At 70.1% G+C, this 23,966-nt stretch carries 24 protein-coding genes, 1 tRNA gene and 1 pseudogene; 13 read left to right on the forward strand and 13 right to left on the reverse strand.

The annotated features are described in order from the left end of the window. Both ABZU32_RS13555 and ABZU32_RS13560 read left to right on the forward strand, forming a co-directional pair. A pseudogene (locus tag ABZU32_RS13555) lies at positions 1-736 on the forward strand (DNA-directed RNA polymerase subunit beta); the annotation flags it as partial. A 309-nt stretch (positions 737-1,045) separates the two neighbouring features. Beyond that, positions 1,046-2,500, forward strand: a complete 1,455-nt coding sequence (locus tag ABZU32_RS13560) for an MFS transporter (RefSeq protein WP_354921431.1) — start codon at positions 1,046-1,048, stop codon at positions 2,498-2,500. 14 nt (positions 2,501-2,514) lie between these two features. Here ABZU32_RS13560 and ABZU32_RS13565 read toward each other — a convergent pair whose 3' ends face one another. Beyond that, on the reverse strand, positions 2,515-2,922 hold the full coding sequence (locus tag ABZU32_RS13565) for a DUF5997 family protein (RefSeq protein ID WP_354921434.1): 408 nt from the start codon (positions 2,920-2,922) through the stop codon (positions 2,515-2,517). A 55-nt stretch (positions 2,923-2,977) separates the two neighbouring features. On the opposite strand from ABZU32_RS13565, the gene ABZU32_RS13570 reads away from it, so the two are divergent. Beyond that, the gene (locus ABZU32_RS13570) at positions 2,978-3,778 is read left to right on the forward strand and encodes a LysR family substrate-binding domain-containing protein (protein WP_354921436.1); all 801 of its coding nucleotides are present in this window, start codon (positions 2,978-2,980) and stop codon (positions 3,776-3,778) included. A gap of 135 nt (positions 3,779-3,913) precedes the next feature. After that, positions 3,914-4,660, forward strand: coding sequence for a VOC family protein (locus ABZU32_RS13575; RefSeq protein ID WP_354921439.1), 747 nt, complete (start codon positions 3,914-3,916; stop codon positions 4,658-4,660). Here ABZU32_RS13575 and ABZU32_RS13580 read toward each other — a convergent pair whose 3' ends face one another. Continuing rightward, positions 4,661-5,437, reverse strand: a complete 777-nt coding sequence (locus ABZU32_RS13580; RefSeq protein ID WP_354921442.1) for an SDR family oxidoreductase — start codon at positions 5,435-5,437, stop codon at positions 4,661-4,663. Positions 5,438-5,716: 279 nt separating this feature from the next. Here ABZU32_RS13580 and ABZU32_RS13585 point away from each other — a divergent pair, with 279 nt between their 5' ends. Next, on the forward strand, positions 5,717-6,160 hold the full coding sequence (locus tag ABZU32_RS13585) for a VOC family protein (RefSeq protein WP_354921445.1): 444 nt from the start codon (positions 5,717-5,719) through the stop codon (positions 6,158-6,160). Positions 6,161-6,169: 9 nt separating this feature from the next. After that, the gene (locus tag ABZU32_RS13590) at positions 6,170-6,508 is read left to right on the forward strand and encodes a hypothetical protein (protein ID WP_354921448.1); all 339 of its coding nucleotides are present in this window, start codon (positions 6,170-6,172) and stop codon (positions 6,506-6,508) included. A gap of 127 nt (positions 6,509-6,635) precedes the next feature. Here ABZU32_RS13590 and ABZU32_RS13595 read toward each other — a convergent pair whose 3' ends face one another. Together ABZU32_RS13595 and ABZU32_RS13600 are read right to left on the reverse strand one after the other, a co-directional pair. Beyond that, on the reverse strand, positions 6,636-7,184 hold the full coding sequence (locus ABZU32_RS13595) for a MerR family transcriptional regulator (protein ID WP_354921451.1): 549 nt from the start codon (positions 7,182-7,184) through the stop codon (positions 6,636-6,638). A 10-nt stretch (positions 7,185-7,194) separates the two neighbouring features. Beyond that, positions 7,195-8,118 carry an SDR family NAD(P)-dependent oxidoreductase gene (locus tag ABZU32_RS13600; RefSeq protein WP_354921454.1) on the reverse strand — a complete coding sequence of 308 codons (924 nt, stop codon included), beginning with the start codon at positions 8,116-8,118 and terminating at the stop codon, positions 7,195-7,197. 506 nt (positions 8,119-8,624) lie between these two features. Here ABZU32_RS13600 and ABZU32_RS13605 point away from each other — a divergent pair. Together ABZU32_RS13605 and ABZU32_RS13610 are read left to right on the forward strand one after the other, a co-directional pair. Then, positions 8,625-9,065 (forward strand): MarR family transcriptional regulator, encoded by a 441-nt coding sequence (locus tag ABZU32_RS13605; RefSeq protein ID WP_354921457.1) that lies wholly within the window; start codon positions 8,625-8,627, stop codon positions 9,063-9,065. A gap of 83 nt (positions 9,066-9,148) precedes the next feature. Then, positions 9,149-10,039, forward strand: a complete 891-nt coding sequence (locus ABZU32_RS13610; protein ID WP_354921460.1) for an NmrA family NAD(P)-binding protein — start codon at positions 9,149-9,151, stop codon at positions 10,037-10,039. Between the two features lie 735 nt (positions 10,040-10,774). On the opposite strand, the gene ABZU32_RS13615 is transcribed toward ABZU32_RS13610, so the two are convergent. The 7 genes from ABZU32_RS13615 to galU form a co-directional block, all read right to left on the reverse strand. Beyond that, positions 10,775-10,848, reverse strand: a tRNA-Ala gene (locus tag ABZU32_RS13615). Positions 10,849-10,917: 69 nt separating this feature from the next. Next, positions 10,918-12,042 (reverse strand): hypothetical protein, encoded by a 1,125-nt coding sequence (locus ABZU32_RS13620; RefSeq protein WP_354921463.1) that lies wholly within the window; start codon positions 12,040-12,042, stop codon positions 10,918-10,920. A gap of 200 nt (positions 12,043-12,242) precedes the next feature. After that, positions 12,243-12,875, reverse strand: coding sequence for a GNAT family protein (locus ABZU32_RS13625; protein WP_354845876.1), 633 nt, complete (start codon positions 12,873-12,875; stop codon positions 12,243-12,245). A 189-nt stretch (positions 12,876-13,064) separates the two neighbouring features. Next, positions 13,065-13,547 carry a MogA/MoaB family molybdenum cofactor biosynthesis protein gene (locus ABZU32_RS13630; RefSeq protein ID WP_354921465.1) on the reverse strand — a complete coding sequence of 161 codons (483 nt, stop codon included), beginning with the start codon at positions 13,545-13,547 and terminating at the stop codon, positions 13,065-13,067. Further along, positions 13,544-14,014 (reverse strand): cyclic pyranopterin monophosphate synthase MoaC, encoded by a 471-nt coding sequence (moaC, locus tag ABZU32_RS13635; protein ID WP_354845870.1) that lies wholly within the window; start codon positions 14,012-14,014, stop codon positions 13,544-13,546. The genes ABZU32_RS13630 and moaC overlap by 4 nt, the downstream gene beginning before the upstream one ends. Positions 14,015-14,124: 110 nt before the next feature. Beyond that, entirely contained in the window at positions 14,125-15,333 is a 1,209-nt protein-coding gene (glp, locus tag ABZU32_RS13640) for a gephyrin-like molybdotransferase Glp (protein WP_354921468.1), read from the reverse strand. Positions 15,334-15,355: 22 nt separating this feature from the next. Continuing rightward, the gene (gene galU, locus ABZU32_RS13645; RefSeq protein WP_354921471.1) at positions 15,356-16,282 is read right to left on the reverse strand and encodes a UTP--glucose-1-phosphate uridylyltransferase GalU; all 927 of its coding nucleotides are present in this window, start codon (positions 16,280-16,282) and stop codon (positions 15,356-15,358) included. A 24-nt stretch (positions 16,283-16,306) separates the two neighbouring features. Between galU and ABZU32_RS13650 the strand changes: the two genes are divergently transcribed. Beyond that, complete coding sequence (locus ABZU32_RS13650; protein WP_354845862.1) at positions 16,307-16,867, forward strand: 5-formyltetrahydrofolate cyclo-ligase; 561 nt, start codon at positions 16,307-16,309, stop codon at positions 16,865-16,867. 36 nt (positions 16,868-16,903) lie between these two features. On the opposite strand, the gene ABZU32_RS13655 is transcribed toward ABZU32_RS13650, so the two are convergent. Further along, a complete protein-coding gene (locus tag ABZU32_RS13655) occupies positions 16,904-18,034 on the reverse strand; it encodes an LCP family protein (protein WP_354921474.1) in 1,131 nt (376 codons plus the stop codon). Between the two features lie 127 nt (positions 18,035-18,161). Between ABZU32_RS13655 and ABZU32_RS13660 the strand changes: the two genes are divergently transcribed. From ABZU32_RS13660 to ABZU32_RS13675, 4 genes are all read left to right on the forward strand, one after another. Next, complete coding sequence (locus ABZU32_RS13660; RefSeq protein ID WP_354921477.1) at positions 18,162-19,664, forward strand: potassium/proton antiporter; 1,503 nt, start codon at positions 18,162-18,164, stop codon at positions 19,662-19,664. Between the two features lie 345 nt (positions 19,665-20,009). Then, positions 20,010-20,354 (forward strand): FmdB family zinc ribbon protein, encoded by a 345-nt coding sequence (locus ABZU32_RS13665; protein ID WP_354921480.1) that lies wholly within the window; start codon positions 20,010-20,012, stop codon positions 20,352-20,354. A 200-nt stretch (positions 20,355-20,554) separates the two neighbouring features. After that, entirely contained in the window at positions 20,555-21,361 is an 807-nt protein-coding gene (locus tag ABZU32_RS13670) for an S-methyl-5'-thioadenosine phosphorylase (RefSeq protein ID WP_354921483.1), read from the forward strand. Between the two features lie 176 nt (positions 21,362-21,537). Beyond that, complete coding sequence (locus ABZU32_RS13675) at positions 21,538-22,257, forward strand: RcpC/CpaB family pilus assembly protein (RefSeq protein WP_354921486.1); 720 nt, start codon at positions 21,538-21,540, stop codon at positions 22,255-22,257. 256 nt (positions 22,258-22,513) lie between these two features. Here the strand turns inward: ABZU32_RS13675 and ABZU32_RS13680 are convergent, their stop codons facing one another. After that, complete coding sequence (locus ABZU32_RS13680) at positions 22,514-23,554, reverse strand: D-alanyl-D-alanine carboxypeptidase family protein (protein WP_354921489.1); 1,041 nt, start codon at positions 23,552-23,554, stop codon at positions 22,514-22,516. Positions 23,555-23,966: the final 412 nt, after the last annotated feature.

Consider the following 23,966-nt stretch of genomic DNA (forward strand, 5'->3'; position numbering starts at 1 on the left):
CCTGGAGACCCACCTCGGATGGATCGCCGCCCGCGGCTGGGACATCACGGGAGTGCAGGAGGCCTGGGCCGAGCGGCTGCGCGACAAGGGCTTCGAGAGGGTCGAGCCGCGCACCAACATGGCCACCCCCGTCTTCGACGGCGCCCACGAAGAGGAGATCGTCGGGCTGCTCGACAGCACCGTCCCCAACCGTGACGGGGACCGGCTGGTACAGCGCGGAGGGAAGGCCCGGCTGTTCGACGGCCGCAGCGGCGAACCGTTCCCCTATCCCATCGCGGTCGGCTACATCTACATCCTCAAGCTGCTCCACCTGGTCGACGACAAGATCCACGCCCGCTCGACCGGTCCGTACTCCATGATCACCCAGCAGCCGCTGGGCGGTAAGGCCCAGTTCGGCGGCCAGCGCTTCGGCGAGATGGAGGTCTGGGCCCTTGAGGCCTACGGAGCCGGCTACGCGCTGCAGGAGCTGCTGACCATCAAGTCCGACGACGTCCTGGGCCGCGTGAAGGTCTACGAGGCCATCGTCAAGGGCGAGAACATCCCCGAGCCGGGCATCCCTGAGTCCTTCAAGGTCCTCATCAAGGAGATGCAGTCGCTGTGCCTCAACGTCGAGGTGCTCTCCAGCGACGGCATGTCCATCGAGATGCGCGACACCGACGAGGACGTCTTCCGCGCGGCGGAGGAGCTCGGCATCGACCTGTCCCGGCGCGAGCCGAGCAGCGTGGAAGAGGTCTGAGCTTCTCGCCTGCCGCTTCCGCACCACGTCGCCGTCCGGGGCGGCGCCGCCCGGGGCGGCGTCCCCGGGTGGCGTCCCGAGTCGCCGTCCCGAGGTGGCGCCTCCCGGGGCGCCGCCTCCCGCTCCCGCCGTCCCGCCGGTTCGCCACCGGCCGGGACGGCCCGGCGACCCCGCCCGAACTTTCACGGTGATTTTTTCCGTCCCGATGTCAAGAAGCTCTCGCCTGCTCCGACCACCCGGTGAAACGTCGAGAGAACAGAGAGCTTGGACATGCGAACAACCCGGGCGTGGCTGGGAGCGGCCCTCCTCATGCTGCCGACATTGATCGTCGCGATGGACACGACGGCACTGCTCCTCGCGCTCCCACGGCTGAGCGCCGACCTGGGCGCCGGCAGTGTGCAGCAGTTGTGGATCAGCGACGGCTACGGATTCATGGTGGCCGGCATGGTCATCACGATGGGCACGCTCGGCGACCGCATCGGCCGCCGGCGGCTGCTGATCACGGGCGCCGCGGCGTTCGCGGTGCTGTCGGTCGTGGCCGCCTTCGCGGCCGACCCGCTGATGCTGATCGTCGTGCGCGCGCTGCTGGGCATCGCCGGCGCGACCCTGGCGCCGTCCACCCTTGCCCTGCTCACCACCATGTTCCCCGATGCGCGGCGGCGCGGTAAGGCCATCGCGGTCTGGGCGACCTGCCAGTTCACCGGCGGCGCGCTCGGGCCCGTGCTCGCCGGGTCGCTGCTCCAGCACTTCTGGTGGGGATCGGTGTTCCTGGCCGCCGTGCCGGCCATGGTGCTGCTGGTGCTCGCCGGGCCGGTCCTGCTGCCGGAGTTCCGCGCCGACCACGCCGGCCGGTTGGACCCGGCCAGTGTCGGACTGTCGCTCGCGGCGGTGCTGCTGATCGTCTACGGCATCAAGCGACTGACCGTCGAGGGCCTGTCGGTCGTGCCGGCGGTGGTCCCGATCGTCGGCGCGGCCCTCGGGTGGCTGTTCGTCCGCCGCCAACTGCGGCTGGACACGCCGCTGCTGGACCTGCGGCTGTTCCGCAACCGTCCGTTCACGGCAGTGATCATCGCCCTGGTCCTCGCCGGGATCGCCATGGCCGGCACGGGCCTGCAGGTGACGCAGTACCTGCAGAGCGTGCTGGGCTTCTCCCCGTTCGCCTCGGCGGTGCTGTTCGCCCCCATGGGCCTGGGCGTCGCGGTGGGCACCATGGCCGCGCCGGCGCTGGCCCGGCGGATGAAGCAGACGACCGCGATCGCCGGCGGACTGGTGGTGTCGGCGCTGGGCGGCCTGCTGCTCGTCGGCGTCGACGGTGCGAGCACGCTGCCCCTGGCGATGATCGGCATCGCCGTCCTGGCGCTGGGGACCGGCCCGCTGTTCGCGCTGGGCACCGGGCTGGTCGTCGGGTCCGTACCGCCGGAGCGCGCCGGCTCGGCGGCGTCGATGTCGGAGACCGGCAGCTACTTGGGCGGCTCGCTCGGCTTCGCGCTGCTCGGTGTGGCCGCCGCGGTGGTCTACCGCGACCGGATGGGCGGAACCTCGGACTCGCTGGCCGGCGCGATCGCCGCCGGCCGGCACCTTCCCGCAGGTCAGGCCACGGAGCTGCTGCACAGCGCGCGAGAGGCGTTCCTCGCCGGCCTGCACGTCACCGGCGTCGTCGCCGCGGTCATCTTCGCCGGAACGGCCGTACTGATCCACACCATGCGCTCGGCGACCCGCACCACCCCGGCCGCGCTCCCCGACTACGAGGCGGCGCGCTCATGACATGGTCCCCGGTCTCATCGGCCGGGGGCGCCGGAGGCGTGCGGGGGCTCGTCCGTCCGGCGTTCCTTGAGGCGGAGTGCCTCTTTGCGGGCCTCGGCGTAGACGGTGCGCTCGCGCTCCAGCCACTCCGGGTTCTCCGCTTTGAGCGCGTCGATCTCAGCGGTGGTGAGCGGTCCGGTGATCCCGCTTCTGGCCAGGCCGGAGGTGGAGACCCTGAGCTTCGCGGCGATGACCTGCTTGGGGTGCGGGCCGTTGCGGCGCAGCTCGACGAGCCAGGCGGGGGGCGTCGACTGCAACTCGTTCAGCTCGTCCCTGGAGACGACACCCTCCTGGAACTCGGCGGGCGTGGCCGAGAGGAGGACACCCAGCTTCTTGGCCGCGGTCGCGGGCTTCATCGTCTGGGTGGTCTTCGATTTGGGCATGGCGCCAAGAGTAGTCAGTGGGAACGGGTTCCCCTGACATCGCTACGCTGAGGAAGTGACCGAGGAAGAGACCCGCGAGGTGTTCCGGCTGGCGTACGTACCCGGAGTGACCCCCGCGAAATGGGTCAACGTCTGGACCGAGAGGCTGCCCGACGTGCCGATCACCCTGGTCGCGGTCACCGCCGCCGAGGCGGTGAACCTGCTGCGCAGCGGCGGCGCCGACGCCGCGTTCGTCAGACTGCCGGTCGACCGGGACGGGCTCAGCGTGATCCCTCTCTACGTGGAGACCACGGTGGTCGTGGTGCCCAAGGACCACGCGGTGGCCGCCGCCGACGAGGTGGCCACCGCCGAACTCGCCGACGATGAGGTGCTCCATCCTGTGGACGACACCATCGAGTGGACGGTCCGGCCCGGGCAGCCCGCGTTCACCCGACCGGCCACGACGGCGGAGGCGGTGGAACTGGTGGCGGCCGGCGCCGGGATCCTCCTGGTCCCGCAGTCGCTGGCCCGCCTCCACCACCGCAGAGATCTCACCTATCGGCCGGTGCCGGACGCGCCGCAGTCTCAGGTCGCGCTGACCTGGCCCACGGACGCGACCACCGACCTGGTGGAGGACTTCATCGGCATCGTCCGAGGGCGGACGGCGAACAGCTCACGGGGCCGTGCCCCGGCCCCGTCCGCGCAGAAACCGGCGCAGGGAAAGACCCGGAAGCCCGCACAGGGCTCCGGTCGCCGCGCCGTGCCGACCGGCCACAAAGAGACCGGCCGTAAAGAAGCGGGCCGTAAAGAAACGGGCCGTAAAGAGGCCGGCCGCAAAGAGACGGGCCGTAAGGGGAAGGGCAAGCGGCCTCGGTGATCCGCGGCTCCGCCGAGCCGTGACCCCACCCGCTTGGATCCTGGGCGTTCGCCCCTCTTCTTCGTCGCCGCAGACCGCCTTCGGCGGGCGAATGCCGGCGCGGTCCCCGGTCCGCTCGGGCCTATGATCGGCGGCATGGCGCTGCGACTCGTTCAGGTGAACTTCAAGGCTCGAGACGACTCTGCCCTCGGCCGGTTCTGGGCGGAGGCGCTCGGCTGGGGTCTTTCCAGCGAGGGCCCCGGCGTGACCAACCTCGAGCCCGAGGGCGTTGTATGGCCGGACCCCGCCGGCTTCTACATCGACTTCGTCATCGTGCCGGACCCCGAAACGGTGAAGTACCGCGTGCACCTCGAACTCGCCACCACCTCCGCGGCCCATCACACGCAGTTCGTCGCGCGCCTGAAGGAACTCGGCGCGACGCCCGCCGACGCGGGCCAGGGCGAGGTCCCGTGGACGGCTCTGGCCGACCCGGAGGGCAACGTGTTCCGCGTCCTGGAGCCTCGGGAGACCTACCGGGACACCGGGCCGATCGCCGCGGTGGTGGTCGCCTGCGCCGACCCGCGGGCCATGGCCCGGTTCTGGGACCAGGCGCTGGAATGGACGCTGCACGAGGTGACCGACGATCACGCGGTGATGCGTTCGGCCAACGGTGTCGGGCCGTACCTGGAGTTCCGCCGGGCGTCCGGCGGCACGACCGTGTGGAGCCACGTCCATCTCGACCTGCTGCCGTACCCCTTCGACGGCAAGGAGGCGGAGGTGGCCCGGCTGCGCGCCCTCGGCGCCACCGACGTCGATCTCGGCCAGGGCCAGGTGCCATGGACGGTCCTGGCCGACCCGGAGGGCAACGAGTTCTGCGTCCTCGGCCGGGCCGACGGCGCGTGATCAGGTCGCCTGGCCGGTGGGCATGATCGTGACCTGCTGAAGGTTGACGCGTGCCGGCTGGGAGGCGAGGAAGCCGATGGTGTGGGCGATGTCCTCCGCCGTCAGCCACTCCATCGCCTCCTTCGACCCGGCCAGCCACTCCAGCGCCCCGGGGTCGGTGACGTGGTCCTGCAGCTCCGTACCGACGATGCCCGGCTCGATCGCGGAGACTCGTACCTTCTTCGGCCCCAGCTCCGTCCGCAGGTGCCGGGACAGGTGCGTGACGTAGGCCTTGGTCGCCGAGTACACCGCGAAGTTCGGGAAGATGTTCTGCGCGGCGATCGACGACATGTTGATCAGGTCGCCCACGCCACGCTCGGCGGCGGCCTGGACCATCTGCGGAACGAACGCGCCGATGACGTTCATCAGGCCGGTGACGTTCAGGTCGATCTGGCGCTGCCACTGGTCGACGGCCAGCTCCTCGATCGGGGCCGGCAGCATCACGCCCGCGTTGTTGAACAGCAGGTCCGCGCCGCCGAGGTCGTTCTCGACCCGGTCGGCGGCAGCGCGCACGGCCGGCACGTCGGTCACGTCCGCGGCGATCGCCAGTGCGGTGCCGCCGTTCTTCTGGATACGCGAGACCAGCTCGGCGAGCCGGTCCTCGCGCCGGGCCAGCACGGCGACCTTCGCTCCCAGCGCTGCCAGGTGTTCGGCGGTCGCTTCGCCGATACCGCTGGAGGCGCCGGTGACGACGGCGACCCGCCCGGCCAGTGGGGTGGTAGAAGACTGCGAGGTCATTGGAAGGTACCTTCCCTGGGTTTCCTGAGGGCGGTCCGCGCATCGGGCCGCTGATCCATGGCCAGGCCGCCCGTGAAGGACGCCTGCCGCACCCTGCCAGGACTGGTACCGCAAGGGTTCCCCAAACCGGACAAATCACACACAGGCGACAAATCTGCCCGCAGGCATGGCTACCGAACCGCCTTCGCCCCATGGAGCAATCCAGCAACTGGGGTTCCCTTACGGAACCCAGAGTGCTATCTTCTCAGCGTCTCTTGAAGAAACTTGGAAAGGTATCCGATGACATTCATAAGGCGCTTTGACCACGTCGGTATCACCGTCGCCGATCTCGATGCCGTGACGGCGTTCTTCGTCAGCCTCGGACTGGAGGCCGATCCGAAGATGGCCGTCGAAGGCGAGTTCCTGGACACGGTGATCGGCATGACCGGCGCCCGCACCGAGATCGTCATGCTGCGAGCGCCCGGCGGAGGTACGACGCTGGAGCTGTCGAGCTTCACGCGGCCGGACCACCTCCCGGGTTCGCCCGCCGCGCCGGCCAACGAACTGGGCCTGCGCAACGTCGCCTTCGAGGTGCACGACCTCCAAGCCGCGGTCGACCACGCCGCAGCCGACGGGCACGCCCTGGTGGGAGGCATCGGCGAATACGAAGGCATGTGGCGGATGGCCTACGTCCGCGGGCCCGAAGGAATCATCGTCTCGCTGGCCGAGCGCGTCGACAATTAGGGAGACATCATGAGCACGACCGTCACCGACGAACAGATTCGCGCTCTGGCCGCGACCGCGAAGCCCTACAGCCTGGCGCTCCTTCAGTGGGGGCCGGAACGGACCATGGACGGCGCGGACGCGATCGAACTCGAACACCAGCGACGCATGGTATCGCTGCGCGCCGAGGGGGTGATCGCGATCCTGTGCCCGGTCGTCTCCGACACCGTGGCCGGCGTCGCGATCATGACCGTGCCCGCCGAAGAAGCCGCGGAGATCATGGCCGGAGACCCCTGCGTTCGAGCCGGCATGATCCGCTGCGAGGTCCACCCCTGCCACGGCTTCCCCGGAGACACCCTCCCCGCATAAGCGACCCCGGCCAGGGCGATCAACGCCTATCCGATCTCAGCGTACATGTCGCGGCAGTCGACCCTTCGAGTACCAGGACGCCAAGGTGCCGGTCTCTGTACGGAGGCCCGGCGAGCGTCGGCGTCCCTCACTCTGCCGGGAGTGCCCGTCGCAGCGGCTCGTCCGGCAGCGCCGTGCGGTCGGTACCGGTGATGGCGCCGAGGGCCTGAACGTCCGGCCCGGTCGAGCCCCCGTACGTGGCGATCTTGTATTCGACCGCCGTGAGGGAAAGGGTCAGCTCACGGATCCGGCGGCGGATGGTGTCGCGATGTTCGACCAGCACATCGAGCCGCTCCGGCACCGTGCGCCCTCCGGCATCGACGAGCGAGATGTAGTGCTGCAGGTCACGCATCGGCATGCCGGACAGCCGCATCCGGGTGAGGAACACCAGGCGCCGAACCGCTCCGGCGTCGTAGACGCGATGACCATTACCGTCGCGGGCCACCTCGACCAGCCCGGCCCGCTCGTAATAGCGCAGCGTGTGAGGCGAGATGTCCAGGAGGTCGGCAACCTCGGCGATCGTCATCGTCTCGGGCAGGTCGGCCAGGTCGGCGAGGCGGTGGATCGCCTCGACCGACAGCGGACCGTCGTCCCCAAGCGCTTCCAGCGCCCTGGTCATCAGATCGTCGGTGGCCATGACCACGAGCCTAGATGGGCCGTACCGATGCGGAGACACCCTCGAAATCGGCGCTGCGGGCGGTCTCGGCCCACCGCTCGACCTCGTCCAGGCCGCGCCGGTAGGCACGCGAGATACGCTCGACCGCCTCGCGCCCGAGCGGCAGCCGCAGCGGCACCTCGTCGCCGTGCGCGAGGGACACGATGATCTCGGCCGCCCGCTCCGGGTCACCTTCCTGGCGGCCGTCGGTCCCGGCCATGTCCGCACGGACGTTAGCGAGCAAGTCACGGTAGGTCGCGGACGGCTCGGCGAACTCGAGCACATCGCCCCCGTTGAAGCCAGTCCTGAACCGGCTGGGCTCGACGAGCATCACGCGGATCCCGAACGGCGCGACCTCCCCGGCCAGAGCCTCGGACCAGCCTTCGAGGGCGAACTTCGACGCGGAGTACGCCGACACGCCAGGGAACGACGTCCGCCCGCCCTGGCTGCTCATCTGCACGATCGTCCCGGTGCCCCGCTCACGCATCGTGGGCAGCGCCGCCCGGACGAGCGCGGCGGGGCCGAACAGGTGCAGATCCATCAACTCGCGCAACTGCGCGTCGCTGACCTCCTCGACCGCTCCGACCACGGCCCGGCCCGCGTTGTTCACCAGCACATCGAGCTGACCGAAGCGGTCGAGGGTGTCGCGCACGAGGTCCGCGGCCGCGGCGATGTCCCGGGCATCGAACTTCGCGATCAGGCAGTTGTCCGGGTACTTGGCCTCCAGATCGGCCACACTCTCGGGCCGGCGCACCGCCGCCACCACGTGGTCGCCCGCCGCGAGCGCCGACTCCGCCAGTGCGCGCCCGAACCCGCGGGACGCGCCAGTGATGATCCAGGTCTGTGTCGTCATGGCGGGGACGCTATGCCTTCGAGCGCGCTCGAACGCAAGACCGACGTGACGCAGGCCATGCACCAGATCTCCAGGGGACGGCCGGAGGCTTGGTCACTCAGTCGGTCACCCAGAAGATCAAAAGGCCGTTTCCGATCTACGGAAACGGCCTTTGACCTGGGTGAAGCTGAGGGGATTCGAACCCCTGACTCCTTCGATGCGAACCCTGGTGAGGGCTGATCGATCGGAGTAGCAAGTACCAATCAGTGCTGCCACGTTTCTAAGGCGTATCACCCAGGGATCTCCGCGAGCGCTGAGGGTCAACGGTTCTGCTGACTTTTTGCTGACTCGGCTACACCGACTACCCCACCCTCGACGCGGCACAGAAGTGACATGGCACCGGCGCGCGACCCGTCGCGCGCCGGTAGAGGCGCCACCTGAGGGTGAAGGGACAGGGTAAGTCGATCAAAGTGGTTGGGGTGGGAGCGCCAGGTCGGTCTCGCAGAGGTGTGCATCTCCTGGTGAGTGGCGTGGTCTGCCGGCCCGCGACGAGTAGGCTGATCGTTCGTCATCGAACCGGGGAGGTCGGCGTGGACTATGGCGACAAGCTCTTCTGGCTCTCGGTTGTGATTCAACGCAAGTACGCGCAGATCTGCGCCAAGTTCGACCTGACCCCCTCGCAAGCCACGCTGCTCTGCGCAGTCAGGAACGAGCCGCGGCAGATGGCTGACCTCGCCGCGTCGTTGGGTATGACCAAGAACGCATTGAGCCAACTGGTCGATCGCACCGCGCGGCGCGAGTTGGTCGGCCGGGCAAGCTCGGCGCAGGACCGACGGGTCGTCATGCTCAGTGCGACGCCCACGGGGAAGGTGCTCGCCGAGGCCGTTTACGCCGAGGTCGCCAAGCGCCTGCCCGAGATCGCGAGGAACCTCGACGCCGACGACCAGCGCGACTTCGAGCGCGTGGCCACCGCCATCGTGGACACCTCGGACCTCTCTTCGCCCACCTCGAACGAACCCATCACACCGTGAGGTCCCGCTACACCCGCATCTTGACGATGTTCATGCCGTGAACTAGTTTCGTTCATGCCGTGAACTAGTGAAGGGTGGCAGCGATGAGCACACAGACGACCGGCACGATCGCAGTCTTCGGCGCGACGGGGCAACAGGGCGGGGCGGTGGTCGACGCGCTGCTGGACCACAAGGCGCGGGTGCGGGCTTTGGTCCGCAACCCGCAGTCCGACCGGGCTCAAGCGCTGGCCGCCCGCGGCGTCGAGCTGGCGGCCATCCGGGCCGACGACCCGGCGTCGCTGGCCGCCGCACTGGCGACGGTCGAGGGGTTCTACTTCATGACCCCGGAGGCGAACAGCCTCGAAGAGGTCGAGGCGGAGATCCGCATCGGTACCGCGCTCGTCGACGCGGCGGTCGAGGCGGGCGTCCCGCACGTCGTGTTCAACTCGGTCTTCGGAGCGGACCGGGAGTCGGGTGTGCCGCACCACGACTCGAAGCACTGGATCGAGGAGCACCTGAGGAAGTCCGGCCTGAGGGCCGCGATGGTTCGCGCGACCGCCTTCATGGAGAACTTCGCGAGCGTGATGGCACCGAGCCTGGAGCATGGGGAGATCGTGCTGAGGCTGCCGCTGCCGGAGGACGTCGCCCTGAAGATGATCTCGGTCAGGGACATCGGCCGGGTCGCCGCTGCGCTCCTGCTCGACACCGCGGAGGCGCCCGGCGGAGCCGTCGAGCTCGTCGGCGACGAGCTGACGGGCCCCCAGATCGCCGCGGCGTTCGGCGCGCGCGCCGGGCTCCCGGCACGGTACGAGGCCCTCCCGTTGAGCGTGCTTCCCAACGACCTCGACAAGGCGATGTTCCGCCAGTTCGCGGAGGCGGCGGAATACCCTTCGGACCTCGCGGCGGTGCGCTCGATCGAGCCGGCCACCCTGGACCTGGTCGAGTGGATCCGAGCTACCGGCTGGACCGCGCCCACAAACGTGGCTGGTTCCTGAGCCTCCGGCCGCGATGAACGCCCCGCGATCGTGCCCACGGTCTCGGCGCTCTGGGCACGGCAACGCATCCGCCAACGGTTGAAGTGGTCACGAAGCTCCCGGGGCGTGCCCGAGGCCGACACCGGCACACTGGTTGTCGAGAGGCCGCCGGTCGACGGCGAGGTGAAGATCCACGTCCAGGAGGCCCCGGGCCGCCGACCAAAAGACCTCACCGACTACGCCCGCGAGGCCGCCGCGCCGGCGTCTGGACCCGTATAGCGGGGCTTGACCGTGCCGGCCATCCGCAACGGTGCTCGGCGCGTCTCTGACCGCCGCTGAGGCCTTGTTTCCGTCTGACCAGAGGCGGATCAACTCCATTGACATATGGTCGGCTACCTCATGTCTCGAGCGGGCGCGGCCCCCGGACTCCAGCAATGGTGTTCCGGGCAGGTCTTTGGACATGCAGGCCGTGAATGGCATCAAGGGCTGCGCTGTGCCCCACCCTCCTCGACTCCTCCGGGTGTCTCAGGGGCCGACACCTCACCGCCGGCTCGCGCACCCCCGGATCGCGATGCAGATCCTCCGGCACAGCCAGATCGCGGTCACGATGAACATCTACAGCGAAGTGTCCTCTGAAGCCACCAGAACGGCACTCCGGAAGCTGGGCAAGCAACTGGAATAGCCGTTGCTGTACGACGCTGCTTTAGAGAGATCAAAAAGGCCACTTCCGATGATGGAAGTGGCCTTTGACCTGGGTGGAGCTGAGGGGATTCGAACCCCTGACCCCTTCGATGCGAACGAAGTGCGCTACCGGACTGCGCTACAGCCCCAAGGACTGGACCAGATTAGCAAACTTTGGGGACCGCCCGCGCCACCCGGGTGCGCGCGCGAGCCGGAACTCAGTCACCGACGGCGCGGCGGGAGCGGTCGGCGTACTGGTCGAAGGGCTCGGCGGGCTTGCGGAACTCGATGACCTCGGCCTCGGCTTCGGCCTGCTCGGCCGCCAGTTCGAGCGCGCGGCGCCGCTCTTGTGCCCTGCGCCGTTGCTCGGCGTGAGCCTTCGCCTCGGCGGCCCGGCGCTCGGCGTCCACGGCGACGGCCACCCGCAGGACGGCCAGGTAGGCGAGCAGCACGACCGCGGAGGGCGCGACGCTCCACCACGGGGCCACGCCGACGCCCGCCGTCACCGCCGAGGCGATGTGGAGCAGCACGCTGAACAGCAGCCATCGGCGGCGACGGGCCACGACACCGGCCCGGCGACGGCGTTCGGCGAGGATGTCGTCACGCCCGGGGGCGTACTCGCCCGCCGTGTCCTCGTCGGAGGTCTCGTCCGGGCCGGCGGAGGGGGCGGGGGTGGCCGGAGAGTCGGCCGCGCGGGTGACCGGGGCGCCGACCGGGGTCCTGGTGTCCGGGACGGCGGATCCGAAGGCGTGCCCGGCTCCGGAGAGCGTGGAGGAGCCCGTGCCGGAGACTGCCCTGGTGGCCGGGAACGAGGGCGCTTCGGAGGCGTCGTCGCGGCGAGAGGCGTCGCCGTCGCGGGAGGCGTCGTCGCGGCGGGAGGTGTCGTCGCGGCGGGAGGTGTCGTCGCGGCGGGAGGCACGGGGGTCGCCGGGCGCGTTGTCGTGGCGGGAGGCGCCGGGGTGGTGCGAGGCGCCGGGGTGGTGGGACGGGTTGTCGCGGCGGGGGCCGGAGGGGTCAAGTTCCATGGTGATCTCGTCGTCGGCCGGGTCGGCGGCGTGGGCCCTGACGCCGGAGACCCGCGAGACCCGGGAGACGCCGGAGGTGTCCGAGATCCTGGAGACGCGGGACACCGGGTGGTCGGCGAGGGTGTCGCCCTCCGGCTCCTCGCACTCCTCGGAGTCGTCGGACTCCTCGCACTCCGCGGACTCGCGGGAGTCGTCGTCCTCGCCGTCGGCGTACAACTCGGCGATGTCCACGGTGTGGCGGTCGCGGCGCAGCCACATCGGGACCAGGACGCACAGCCACATGACCACGATGCCGAGGTAGAGGAAGGCACTGCTCACGCGCCCACCCCCAGCGCGATGTATGGAAGGGCCACCGCGCGGGCAGCGTGAACACAGCACGGGGTGTGGGCCGTCGCAAATGTGTTCACGTCACGCACCGTAGGACCGCGTGTCACTGATTGACGAGCATTCGGTGCGGTGTGTCGCGAGATCGTCAACCTGTTTATCCCCAGGCCTACGTCAAGGATTTTTGCCGTCGCTCACGACGAACCGTCATGGGCGGTTTTCTGCCTCGTCTGGCGCCACTGCGCGAGAAGCCCGCGCGGGACGTCCTCCAGGGTGAGGGCGTAGCAGATGTGGTCGCGCCAGGCGCCGTCGATGTGGAGCTGCCTGCGGCGCACGCCTTCCTCGCGGAAGCCGAGTTTCTCGACGACGCGGCGGCTGGCGTGGTTCTCGGGCCGGATGTTGGCCTCCAGGCGGTGCAGGCCCACGGTGAAGAAGCAGTGGTCGACGGCCATCGCGAGCGCCGTGGGGATGATGCCGCGTCCGGCGAGGGTGCCGCTGACCCAGTACCCGACCTGCGCCGACCGGGCCGAGCCCCACACGATGGCGCCGACGGTGAGCTGCCCGGCGAACGCCCCCCGGTAGGTCACCACCCAGGGAAGCGCCAGCCCCTGCCGCGCCTCGCGCCGCAGGGTGCCGACCATGGAGATGTAGGGACCGAGGCCGGTGCGGAACAGAGGGGTCTCGGGGTTGCTGGGCTCCCATGGGCGCAGCCAGTCGGCGTTGCGCAACCGCGTCTCACGCCAGGCGTTGACATCACGCAGCCGCAGCGGCCGGAGTCCCACCGGTCCCTCTGTCAGGGTCACCGGCCAGCCGCGAAGTCGATCCACGGCACAATCATCCCCTGTCCGACCCTGAATCCGCCATGGCGGCCGCCCGCCCCTCTCTTGACACCGCATGTCGATCAGGCAATTCGCGCATCCACCGTCCCGGGCTGCGGGCGCAACCGGCCGCCGTCCCGAGTCGCGGGCGAGACCGGCCGCCGCCCCGTGCCTGTTCGCACATGCGCGGTCCCGGGGTTACGACGGGCGGGGGTGGTCGCCGCCTCTGATCTGGTCGACGGCGTGCCGGAGGATGGGGGCGAGGATCGCCATGCCGTCGCGTACGCCGCCGGACGACCCCGGGAGGTTGACGATCAGGGTGTTGCCCGCCTGTCCGGCCAGCCCGCGCGACAGGATCGAGGTGGGCACCTTCTCCCGGTTGACCTGGCGCACCGCCTCGGCGATGCCGGGTACCTCCCGTTCGATGACCCGCCGCGTCATCTCGGGGGTGAGGTCCTGCGGGGTGAGGCCGGTCCCCCCGGTGGTGACGATCACGTCGTACCGTGCGCGGACCCCCTCGCGCAGCGCCGCCTCGACGGGCTCGCCGTCGGGGACGACCCGCGGGCCGTCCACCTGATCGCACCCGGCCTCGGCGAGCAGCTCCGCCAGCAGCCGTCCCGACTTGTCGGGATACACGCCCGCGGCGGCCCGGTTGGAGGCCGTCACGACGAGCGCTCTCACGGCCGGGTCCAGACACCGGTCTTGCCGCCGGTCTTCTCCTCCACCCGCACATCGGTGATCACCGCCGCGGGGTCCACCGCCTTGATCATGTCGATCATCGCCAGGCCGGCCACCGAGACGGCGGTGAGCGCCTCCATCTCGACTCCGGTGCGGTCGGCGGTCTTCACCCTCGCGGTGATCTCGACGCCGGAGTCGACCACCACGATCTCCACCTTGACGCCGTGCAGGGCGATCGGATGGCACAACGGGATCAGGTCCGGGGTGCGCTTGGCGCCCTGGATGCCCGCGATGCGCGCCACGCCGATGGCGTCTCCCTTGGGCACCTCTCCCGATCGCAGGATGCGCACGGCCTCCGGCGACAGCAGCACCCGGCCGGTGGCGCACGCCGTCCGGACACCGACCTCCTTCGCGGACACGTCCACCATGCGCGCCGCGCCCGACTCGTCGATGTGCGTCAGTTCACTCATAGCGCGATCACCTCACTCGCGGCGGTCAGGTCGTTCACAGCGAGATCACCTCGCCCGCGGCGGTCGGCTCGTTCACAGCGAGATCACCTCGCCCGCGGCGGTCAGGTCGTTCACAGCGGGATCACCTCCACATCGGCTCCCTCCGGCAGTTCGGTGACGTTCTCGGGGACGACGATCAGTGCGTTCGCCCCGGCGAGCGCGGCGAGCTGGTGGGAACCCTGACCGTGGACCGGCGTCACCGACGCGGCGCCGTCCCGCCTGGTCAGGACGCCGCGCAGGAACGAGCGCCGGCCGGCCGGTGAGCGCAGCGCCGCGGCGGTCGTCGCGGTGACGGTGACCGGAGGGCCGGCGGGCAGGCCGCGCATCCGGGCCAGCGCCGGCTTCACGAACAGCATGAACGACACGTAGGACGACACCGGATTGCCGGGCAGCGTGAAGATCGGCACCTGCCGGTCCCCCAGCAGCCCGAAGCCCTGCGGCATCCCCGGCTGCATGGCGACCTTCTCGAACCGGACGGTGCCCAGCGGCGACAGCGCCTCCTTGACCGGCTCGTAGGCGCCCATGGAGATGCCGCCGCTGGTGATCACGGCGTCGGCCTCGCCGAGCAGGGCGTCGAGGGTCGCCGAGAACGCCGCGGGATCGTCGCCGACCGCGCCGCGCCGGGACGCCTCGCCGCCCGCCTGCCGGACGGCCGCGACGAGGGTGAAGCTGTTGGACTCCCAGATCTGCCCGTGCCCGAGCGGCGTCCCCGGCTCGACCAGCTCGGCACCGGTGGACAGTACCACCACGCGGGGACGCGGATGGGCGAGCACCGCACGCCGTCCCACTCCGGCGAGGATGCCGAGCTGGGCCGGCCCGATGACCGTGCCCGCGGGCAGCACGACGTCGCCCGCCCGCACGTCCTCCCCGGACCTGCGGATCGCGTTGCCCGGCGGCGGCGTGCGGCGGATCGCGACCTTCACCGTGCCACCGTCGGTCCACTCGACCGGCACCACCGCGTCGGCGCCCTCGGGCACCGGCGCGCCGGTCATGATGCGCGTGACGAACCCGCGCTCGACCGCGCGCCGCGCGGTGTCCCCCGCGGCCACGTCCAGCGTCACGGGCAGCACCACGGGCGCCTCCTCGCCGGCCCCCGCGACGTCCTCGGCCCGGACGGCGTACCCGTCCATGGCCGAGTTGTCGAACGGCGGCAGCGCGACGGGCGAGGCGACGTCCTCGGCCAGGGTGGCGCCGAGCGCCGAGTCCAGATCGACCTGAACGGGGTCGAGCGGGCGCACGGCGCCGAGGATCTCGGCCAGATGGGCGTCAACCGTCTTCATCGCATCCACCCGGAGTGAAGCCTCACTCGGAGGCGTCGGTCAGGGACTCGGGGGCGTCGTTGAGGAACTCGCGCAGCCAGGACATGAACTCGGGCGCGAGGTCGGGGCGATCGGCGGCGAACTGCACGACGGTGCGCAGGTAGTCGAGCTTGTTGCCCGTGTCGTAGCGGCGCCCGCGGAACAGCACGCCGTGGACGGGGCCGCCCTCCTCGGTGGAACGGCCGGCGAGCTCCAGCAGCGCGTCGGTGAGTTGGATCTCCCCGCCGCGTCCCGGCGCGGTGTTCTCCAGCACCTCGAAGACGGCGGGGTCGATCACGTAGCGTCCGATGACGGCCCAGTTGGACGGCGCCTCGTCCGCCGGCGGCTTCTCCACCAGCCCGGTGACGCGGACGACGTCGTCCTCCGAGGTGGGGGCGATCTCGGCGCAGCCGTACAGGGAGACCTGCTCGCGGGGCACCTCCATCAGTGCCACCACGCTGCCGCCGTAGGTGTTGCGCACCTCGATCATGCGCTTGAGCAGGTGGTCACGGTGGTCGATCAGGTCGTCGCCGAGGAGACAGGCGAACGGGTGGCCCCCGACGTGCTGCTTGGCGCACAGCACCGCGTGGCCGAGCCCCTTCGGCTCGCCCTGGCGCACGTAGTGGAACGTCGCGATCTCGACGGGCTCGAGGACCTGGTTCAGGCGCTCGGAGTCGCCCTTGGCGGCGAGCACCTCCTCGAGCTCGTACGCTCGGTCGAAGTGGTCCTCGATGGAGCGCTTGTTCCGGCCTGTCACCATGAGGAGGTCGAGGAGCCCGGCGGACACCGCCTCTTCGACGACATACTGGATGGCCGGCTTGTCGACGATCGGCAGCATCTCTTTCGGGGTCGCCTTGGTCGCCGGGAGGAATCGCGTGCCCAGACCGGCGGCGGGGATGACAACTTTCGTCACTGGATCGAAGTCAGCCATGAATGCACCTTAATGGAGGGCCGTGTGGACAAAGCGGAGCTGCGCCGGAGGATCGTCGCCGCACGTGCAGGGCTGTCCGATCCGCGCGGCCCGGCCACCGCGATCAGGGAAACGCTACTCGACCGACCCTGGGTTCAGATGGCCGGGCTGGTCGCCTGTTATTGGTCCGCGGGCACGGAACCGGCCACGCACGGCCTCATCTTCGCCCTCTGGAAACACGGTACGACGGTCATCCTGCCCGTCCTCCTGCCCGACGATGACCTCGACTGGGCGGTCTATGACGGCCCCGACTCGCTGGCGCCCGGGCCGCGCGGCCTGATGGAACCGGTGGACACCCGGCGCGGCGTGGACGCCATCCGCACGGCCGGTCTGGTGATCGTGCCCGCACTGGCGGTCGACGCCACCACCGGCGTCCGGCTCGGGCGCGGCGGCGGTTCCTACGACCGCGCGCTGGCGCGGGTCGGCCCGAACGTGCCGACGGTCGCGCTGCTGCACGAGGGGGAGCTGATCGACGGCGTGCCGGCCGAGCCGCACGACCTTCCCGTCTCGATGGCCGCCCTCCCGTCCGGCATCGTCACCTTCTGAGCCCTCTGAGCCCTCTGGCCCCTCTGTCTTGGGGGCTCAGGGAAGGATCTGCAGGTCGTTGAGGCCGCCGTTCTCGCCGAAGTACTCCTCTAGGTCGTCGTTCCTGACCGCGTCGAAGAACCGCCGTCCCGCCTTCCTGTCCAGGCGGACGATGCTCGCGCCCTTGACCATGGCGGTGCCGAGCGTCGGCACGGTGGCGGAGTCGACGGTGTCCGGCCGGATGTCCCGCAGTTCCAGCGCCAGGTCGCGCAGCGTGCTGAGCGTCACGGCCGAGTCGACGCTGACCGCGCGCGTGAGCGCCTCCAGGAAGTCGTTCAGCTTGAGCGGGTCGGTCAGCATGTCCCGGCTTATGATCTTGTGTCCGAGGGCTCCGACGAACGCCTGCTGGCGCTTGATCCGGTCGAAGTCGCCGCCCGGCAGGTTGTACCGCTGACGGACGAACAGCAGCGCCTTCTCGCCCTCCAGGTGCACCAGGCCCTGCGGCCAGGTGACCTTGTTCGCCGGGTCGTACACCTTGCGCGCGACGTAGACGTCGACACCGCCGATGACCTGCGTCATCGCGACGAACCCCTTGAAGTCCAGGGCCGCGAAATGGTCGATGCGGACCTTGGTCAGGTCCTCGACGGTCTTGATCAGCAGCTTCGGGCCCCCGAAGGCGTACGCGGCGTTGATCTTGTTGTTTCCCCGGCCGGGGATACGGACATAAGAGTCGCGGGGGATACCGATGAGAGTGAGCCGCTTCCGGTCCGCGGGCACGTGAACGATCATGATCGTGTCGGCCCGCTGGCTGCCCGACTCGCCCGGCCGCTTGTCCGACCCGATGAGCAACCAGTTCTGCGCGTCCCCCACGGCCTTGGCCGGCCGGCCCGCGTCCTCGGGGAACGCTCCAGGGATACGCTGGATGTTGCCGTTGAGCGTGATCTGACGTTCCATCACCAACGCGAACGCCGCCGCGACCACCATGGCCAGAACCAGCCCGGTCGCGATCGTCAGCCGGCGTAACAACCGCCGCTTCCTGCGCGGCTTGACGGTCCCGGGTGGCTGCGGCGGCTCGGACGTTCGGGACGCATCGGATATATCGAGTTCCTTCACGGGGACGAGCTCGTCGCCGTCGACGAAATGGTCCTTCCTCGCGCTCTCCAGGACCGGGGAAGTGTCGTCGGCCAATTTCGTCCCCTGCAAACCCGTTGTTCCTCTTCGTCTGTGTCGCGAGTGACGGTAGCCCATAGCTGTTGCTCGTGGTAGTGGCCTATACGAATACGACACAATGGACGCAAACGCGGGAGGGGGGCCGGTGAATCTTGATCTCTGGCTGCTCCTCGCGTCCATCGTCGTGATCGCCGCCATCGCCTCCGTGCGCGTCGCCCACCGCACCGGGCTGCCCAGCCTTCTGATCTACCTCGCCATCGGACTCCTCCTCGGCGAAGCCGGCCTGGGCCTGCAGTTCGAGAACGCGAAGGTCGCCCAGCAGATCGGCCTGGCGGCGCTGGCGGTGATCCTCGCCGAAGGCGGCCTGACCACAAGCTGGGAGCACGTACGCCGGGCCGTCCCTCCCGCGGTGGTACTCGCCACGGTCGGCGTCGCGGTGAGCATCGTCGCGCTGGCCGCGGCGGTGCACTGGCTGCTCGGGATGGACTGGCGCACCGCCCTGCTCCTTGGAGCGGTCCTCGCCTCGACCGACGCGGCCGCCGTGTTCTCCGTCCTGCGCCGCCTGCCCCTTCCCGAACGCCTCTCGGGCATCCTGGAGGCCGAGTCGGGTTTCAACGACGCGCCGACCGTCATCGTCGTCGTCATGCTCAGCCAGATCAGCACACCGATGCCGAGCGTGGGGCACGTCGTGCTGGACGCGGTGTTCGAGCTGGCCATCGGAAGCGCCGTCGGCCTCGCGGTCGGCCCGCTCGGCGGCTACGCCCTGCGGCGGGTCGCCCTGCCCGCCTCCGGCCTGTACCCCATCGCCGTGCTCGCCCTCGCCTTCGTCGCCTACAGCGGCGCGACGCTGCTGCACGGCAGCGGTTTCCTCGCCGTCTACCTGGCCACACTGGTACTGGGCAACATGCGCCTGCCCCACCGTGTGCCGACCCGGGGCTTCGCCGAAGGAGCCGCGTGGCTCGCCCAGATCGGCCTTTTCGTCATGCTCGGCGTCCTCGCCAGCCCGTTCGAACTCCCCCAGATGGTCGTGCCCGGACTGATCATCGGGCTGGTGCTGCTGCTGTTCGCGCGCCCGCTGTCGGTGGTCGTCTCCGCCCTGGCCGTACGCGTGACCCGCACCGACCGGCTGTCCTGGCGGGAGCAGGCGTTCCTGTCATGGGCCGGACTGCGCGGCGCGGTGCCCATCGTGCTCGCCACCATCCCCTGGGCCGCCGGCATCACCGGGGCCAAGGGAGTGTTCAACGAGGTCTTCGTCATCGTCATCGTGTTCACCATGGTGCAGGGACCGACACTGCCGTTCCTCGCCCGCGTCCTGCAGGTCAGCGCCCCGGCCGAGGCACGCGACCTCGGGGTCGAGGCGGCGCCGCTGGAGGAGCTCAACGCCGACCTGCTGCAGGTCAGCATCCCTCAGGGGTCCGGGCTGCACGGCGTCGAGATCTTCGAGCTCCGCCTGCCGTCGGACGCCGCCGTCACCATGGTCGTACGCGAGGGCCGCTCGTTCGTCCCTGAGGGCACCACGCGGCTGCGAGCCGAGGACCAGTTGCTCGTCGTCACCACGGCCGCCTGCCGCAAGGTCGTCGAACGCCGGCTGCGCGCCGTCAGCCGCCGCGGCAAACTCGCCGGCTGGTACGGCGAACGCGGCGAATGACCCCTTCACCCCCGCGCCAACCCGCGCGACAACCCCGCACTACAGCCCCGAACGACAGCGCCCACGTGTGGGGCGGCCGACTTCGGAGACCGGCCCTCAAGAGAACCCCGCTTCCCCACCCTCGACGCGGTCCGCGACTCATCCGGGTCGGGGGGCTCATCGGTCCTCAGAACGACCGGGGACCCTCGCGACGTCCACCCCACCCGACCCCCGCGGTGAGCCTCACGACAGGGATTAGAACCCGTCCGGGTGGCGTTTAGCCTAATCGGCTGCGTACCATTAGCAGTCGCAGCGGTAGAGTGCCAATCTGCGTTGAGCCACACTGAGCCATATGAGGAGGAGCGCGTGCCCACCTACCAGTACGCCTGTACCGCTTGCGGTGAAGGGCTCGAGGTCGTCCAGCGTTTCACCGATGACCCGCTGACCACCTGCCCGAACTGCCAGGGTCAGCTGCGCAAGGTGTTCTCGGCCGTCGGCATCGTGTTCAAGGGTTCGGGCTTCTACCGGACGGACAACCGCTCCTCCGGTTCCTCGACCACCTCCACGACGTCCGCCGGCTCCAGCTCCGGCGGCTCCTCGAGCTCGGGCGGCTCGTCGGACTCCGGTGGCTCGTCGGACTCCGGCTCCAGCACACCGGCGAAGAAGGAGCCCGCCTCCGCCAGCGCCACCCCGAGCAGCTCCGCCGCCTGACGCCTCCCCGGGTTGTACGGCCGTCCCGCCGTACAACCCGATTCGCATCCTTCCGCTCCGGCGTCGGCCGGGTGTGATGACCAGCGCCGACCTCGTGTGCGTTGACGGTCGTCCACAGGCTGAGCGGCGGCACCGACGGTTGTCCACAGCCTTGCCCTCCGCCCTCACCGCCCCACGTCCGTGCCGCTAATCTCGAGCCCATGGTCATGACAGCTGACATCGGGGTCATCGGCGGTTCCGGGTTCTACTCCCTCCTCGACGACGCCGAGGAGATCGAGATCACCACGCCTTACGGGGCTCCCAGCGACATCATCACGGTCGGCCGCATCGGCGGGCGCACGGTGGCGTTCGTGCCCCGTCACGGCCGAGATCACCGGTTCCCGCCCCACCGCATCCCCTACCAGGCGAACCTCTGGGCGCTGCGTTCTCTCGGCGTGCGCCAGGTCGTCGCCCCGAGCGCGGTCGGCTCCCTGCGCGCCGAGTACGGGCCGGGCACGCTGGTGATCCCCGACCAGCTGGTCGACCGCACCTCCGGCCGGGCGCAGACCTACTATGACGCCGGTGGCGCGGTGCACGTTCCGTTCGCCGATCCTTACTGCCCGGTCGGCAGGGCCCTCGCCTACTCCCGGGCCGAGGCCGAGGGGTGGAACGCCGTGGACGGCGGCACCCTGGTCATCATCGAGGGTCCCCGCTTCTCCACCCGAGCCGAGTCACGCTGGTTCACCTCCAACGGCTGGTCGATCGTCGGCATGACCGGCCACCCCGAGGCTGTCCTCGCCCGCGAGCTGGCCCTCTGCTACACCTCGCTGTCGCTCGTCACCGACCACGACGCCGGCGTGGACACCGGCGAGGGCGTGACGCAGGAGGAGGTCTTCGCCTTCTTCGCCGCCAACAGCGAGCGCATGCGCACCCTCGTCGGCTCGGTCGTCGCCGAACTCCCCCTGGACCGCGCCTGCCCCTGCGGCGACGCCCTGAACGGCATCAAGCTCCCCTTCGAACTCCCCTGACCACCGTCCTCCAGCACTCTCTGCCCTACCGCGCCTCGGCACCGCATAGCCGCCCACCGTGCAGTCGGTCACTGCGCTGCGGGCCAGGCATAAGGCCACCCCAACCCGCGATACTCCCCCACGGGCCGACAGCTTGCGGCCGGGCACTCCCACCCCCTCGACAGGAGCCAGGCATCATGCAGGCCGCCACACCCATGCGCGTCATCCGGATGCTCAGCCGGCGTCGGCGGCTCGTGGCCGTCGCACTGGCCGCGCTGGGCACCGCGTGCGTCGGCCTGGCCGTCCGTCCGGCTCCCTCCGTCGCGATCCTGGCCGCCGCGCACGACCTTGGAGCCGGAGCGCTGTCCGTGTCCGATCTGACCGTCGTTCACCTGCCCGAGGAGACCGTCCCCGACGGCGCCCTCCGCCCGGGAGCCTGGGTGGCCGGACGCGTTCTCACCGCCCCCGCCCGGCGCGGCGAGCCGATCACCGACCTGCGCCTGCTCGGTCCGGCCCTCATCGACGCCTACGGCCCTGGCCTACTCGCCACCCCGGTGCGGGTCACGGACGCCGCCTCTGCCCGGCTGCTCCGGCCCGGTGACGTCATCGACGTCATCGCCTCATCATCCGCATGGGACGACCTCGCCCCGCCTCCGGCGGCCGACCCGGCCACAAGCGCACCGCCGGACCACGGCGACGCGCCGAGTGCCACACCCGTCCGCACCTCTACGGCGGCGCAGGCCGTCACCGTCATCGCCGTACCCAGCGGGCCTCGCTGGAGCGGCGCTTCCGCCGGCGACACGGCCGAGACCGGCGCCCTGGTAGTCCTGGCCACCACGCCGGGCCAGGCCGCGCGCCTGGCCCAGGCCGGCACGGGCTCCCGCCTCTCGATCACCATCCACGGCCACACCCCCTGACGGCCCAGCGCACCCACACCCTCCACGTCCACCGGTCAGTGAGCGCGCCACGCTGAGCCCACGAATCCGGCATCGCGAAACCCCGAGCTGAGCCACAAGCGGTTGACCGAACGCGCACGACTTCGACGAGAGACGACAGAGGGTCCGCACTGCCTCTGAAGGTGGACGTCGAGGCACCCACGGGCGTCGTCCGCCGCCCGTCCAGGGGAAGCCGAGCCACAGTTCAGGCCAGGACGTCCGTCAGACGGAGCCGGTCCTACAACAACGACCCCAGCTTCGGGTCGTACTCCCAGTGCCAAGGCTCGAACGGACTGTGATAGGCCCAGTCGGGATGGATCCAGCCGAACCGCTTGCCGTTCGACTCGAGCCAGTTGAACTGCACCGAACGGAAGGTCTGGACGCCGCCGCACAGGTCCACCGCCAGGCCGAGCCCGTGGTTGCTGCGCCCCGGCACCGCGGCGAACCCCGGCCGCCGATAGAAGATCGACTGCTGTTGCGCCAGGTTGCGGTAGCTGTCGGTCACGCAGATCGGCGTACCGAACTGCTTGCGGTACGCCTCGCTGAGCGCGACGAACGCGATCGCCGCGTCGGCCCGCAACTCACGCCCCCGCTGCTGGAGCGGGCAGAGCACGTCCGCCGGCAACAGCCCGTTCGGATACTGCGCCGCCGAACTCACCCGGGTCGGGTCACAGGCCGCGCCCGAGCGGCCGCCCTGGTTAACGCGCACGCCGAGCTTCACCAGCGTCTGCGACAGCGACTTCACAACGGTCGCGGACCGCTTCCTCAAAGTGTCGATCTCCACGCTGAGCTGGGCCTCCACCAGCAGCTTGGTCGCCCGCAGATCCTGCGCCTCGCCGGCCAGTCTCTGCTGTTGCTGGTACAGCCGCCCGGCGTCCGCGAGTATCTCGTCCCGCCCGGACACCAGGTAGGTCATGTCGCTCAGCGCCCGCAGGCTCGCGTCGTCGCTGCCGTTGAGGAACGGGGCCATGTCACCGCCCGAAGGCTCCTGGTACAGCGACTGCACCAGGTCCGACAACGGCTGTCGCATCTTGCCGAGCTGGAGATTCGCCGTGCGCAACTGCTCCAGCTTGCCCTTGAGCTCTTTGTCGGCCTTCGCCAGCGTCGTCTGGCGCTGCTCCAGCGCCTTAGTGGCGTCCGCGAGCGCTTGGGACGACTTCTCGGCCTCACGCCGCAGCTCTGTCAGGTTGGTCGGATCGGGTTTCCGGTCAGCCGTCTCGTGCGTGGCCGATCGCGCGTGCGCCGTACCGGGCGACGTCATACTGATGATGGAAATCATCGCCATAAGGACCGCGACCAGGCCCGCCGATCGAGGAGATGGCACGTTAAGACCCCTCCATTTGCGAACTTGTGACCTGCGCCCGCACGCACGTTACTACAGCGGACTGAGTGTCCGGGCCGGAGTCGCAAGAGCCGTTATGTACGGATCACGCCTTTTATGCCATCACCGCCTCACCACCCCACACACTGACACCGTCACTTAAGCCCTCCCCTCACCCCCTGCAGCCTCCCGTCACCACATCACCCGTAGTCCCCCGCCCTCGAGGCGTCGACCCGGCCCCTGTCCACGGCGACGTCACCTCCATCACCGACCAGCCAGCACCACTCCCCGACCGCCCCTCACCAGCGAATCCACCGACCTCGCGGATCTCGTCACCCACGTCCTCCCGTCACCTCACCTCCTCCCATCA

Source organism: Sphaerisporangium sp. NPDC005288 (genome assembly GCF_040607475.1).
Taxonomy (GTDB): Bacteria; Actinomycetota; Actinomycetes; order Streptosporangiales; family Streptosporangiaceae; genus Sphaerisporangium; species Sphaerisporangium rhizosphaerae.

Coding starts and splice junctions, on each gene's coding strand:
- ABZU32_RS13565 (WP_354921434.1), bottom strand. CDS start 2,922: ATGCCCAAATCGAAGACCACCCAGACGATGAAGCCCGCGACCGCGGCC.
- ABZU32_RS13610 (WP_354921460.1), top strand. CDS start 9,149: ATGAGCACACAGACGACCGGCACGATCGCAGTCTTCGGCGCGACGGGG.
- ABZU32_RS13580 (WP_354921442.1), bottom strand. CDS start 5,437: ATGACCTCGCAGTCTTCTACCACCCCACTGGCCGGGCGGGTCGCCGTC.
- ABZU32_RS13590 (WP_354921448.1), top strand. CDS start 6,170: ATGAGCACGACCGTCACCGACGAACAGATTCGCGCTCTGGCCGCGACC.
- ABZU32_RS13575 (WP_354921439.1), top strand. CDS start 3,914: ATGGCGCTGCGACTCGTTCAGGTGAACTTCAAGGCTCGAGACGACTCT.
- ABZU32_RS13585 (WP_354921445.1), top strand. CDS start 5,717: ATGACATTCATAAGGCGCTTTGACCACGTCGGTATCACCGTCGCCGAT.
- moaC (WP_354845870.1), bottom strand. CDS start 14,014: ATGAGTGAACTGACGCACATCGACGAGTCGGGCGCGGCGCGCATGGTG.
- glp (WP_354921468.1), bottom strand. CDS start 15,333: ATGAAGACGGTTGACGCCCATCTGGCCGAGATCCTCGGCGCCGTGCGC.
- ABZU32_RS13680 (WP_354921489.1), bottom strand. CDS start 23,554: ATGATTTCCATCATCAGTATGACGTCGCCCGGTACGGCGCACGCGCGA.
- ABZU32_RS13560 (WP_354921431.1), top strand. CDS start 1,046: ATGCTGCCGACATTGATCGTCGCGATGGACACGACGGCACTGCTCCTC.
- ABZU32_RS13670 (WP_354921483.1), top strand. CDS start 20,555: ATGGTCATGACAGCTGACATCGGGGTCATCGGCGGTTCCGGGTTCTAC.
- galU (WP_354921471.1), bottom strand. CDS start 16,282: ATGGCTGACTTCGATCCAGTGACGAAAGTTGTCATCCCCGCCGCCGGT.
- ABZU32_RS13595 (WP_354921451.1), bottom strand. CDS start 7,184: ATGGCCACCGACGATCTGATGACCAGGGCGCTGGAAGCGCTTGGGGAC.
- ABZU32_RS13675 (WP_354921486.1), top strand. CDS start 21,538: ATGCAGGCCGCCACACCCATGCGCGTCATCCGGATGCTCAGCCGGCGT.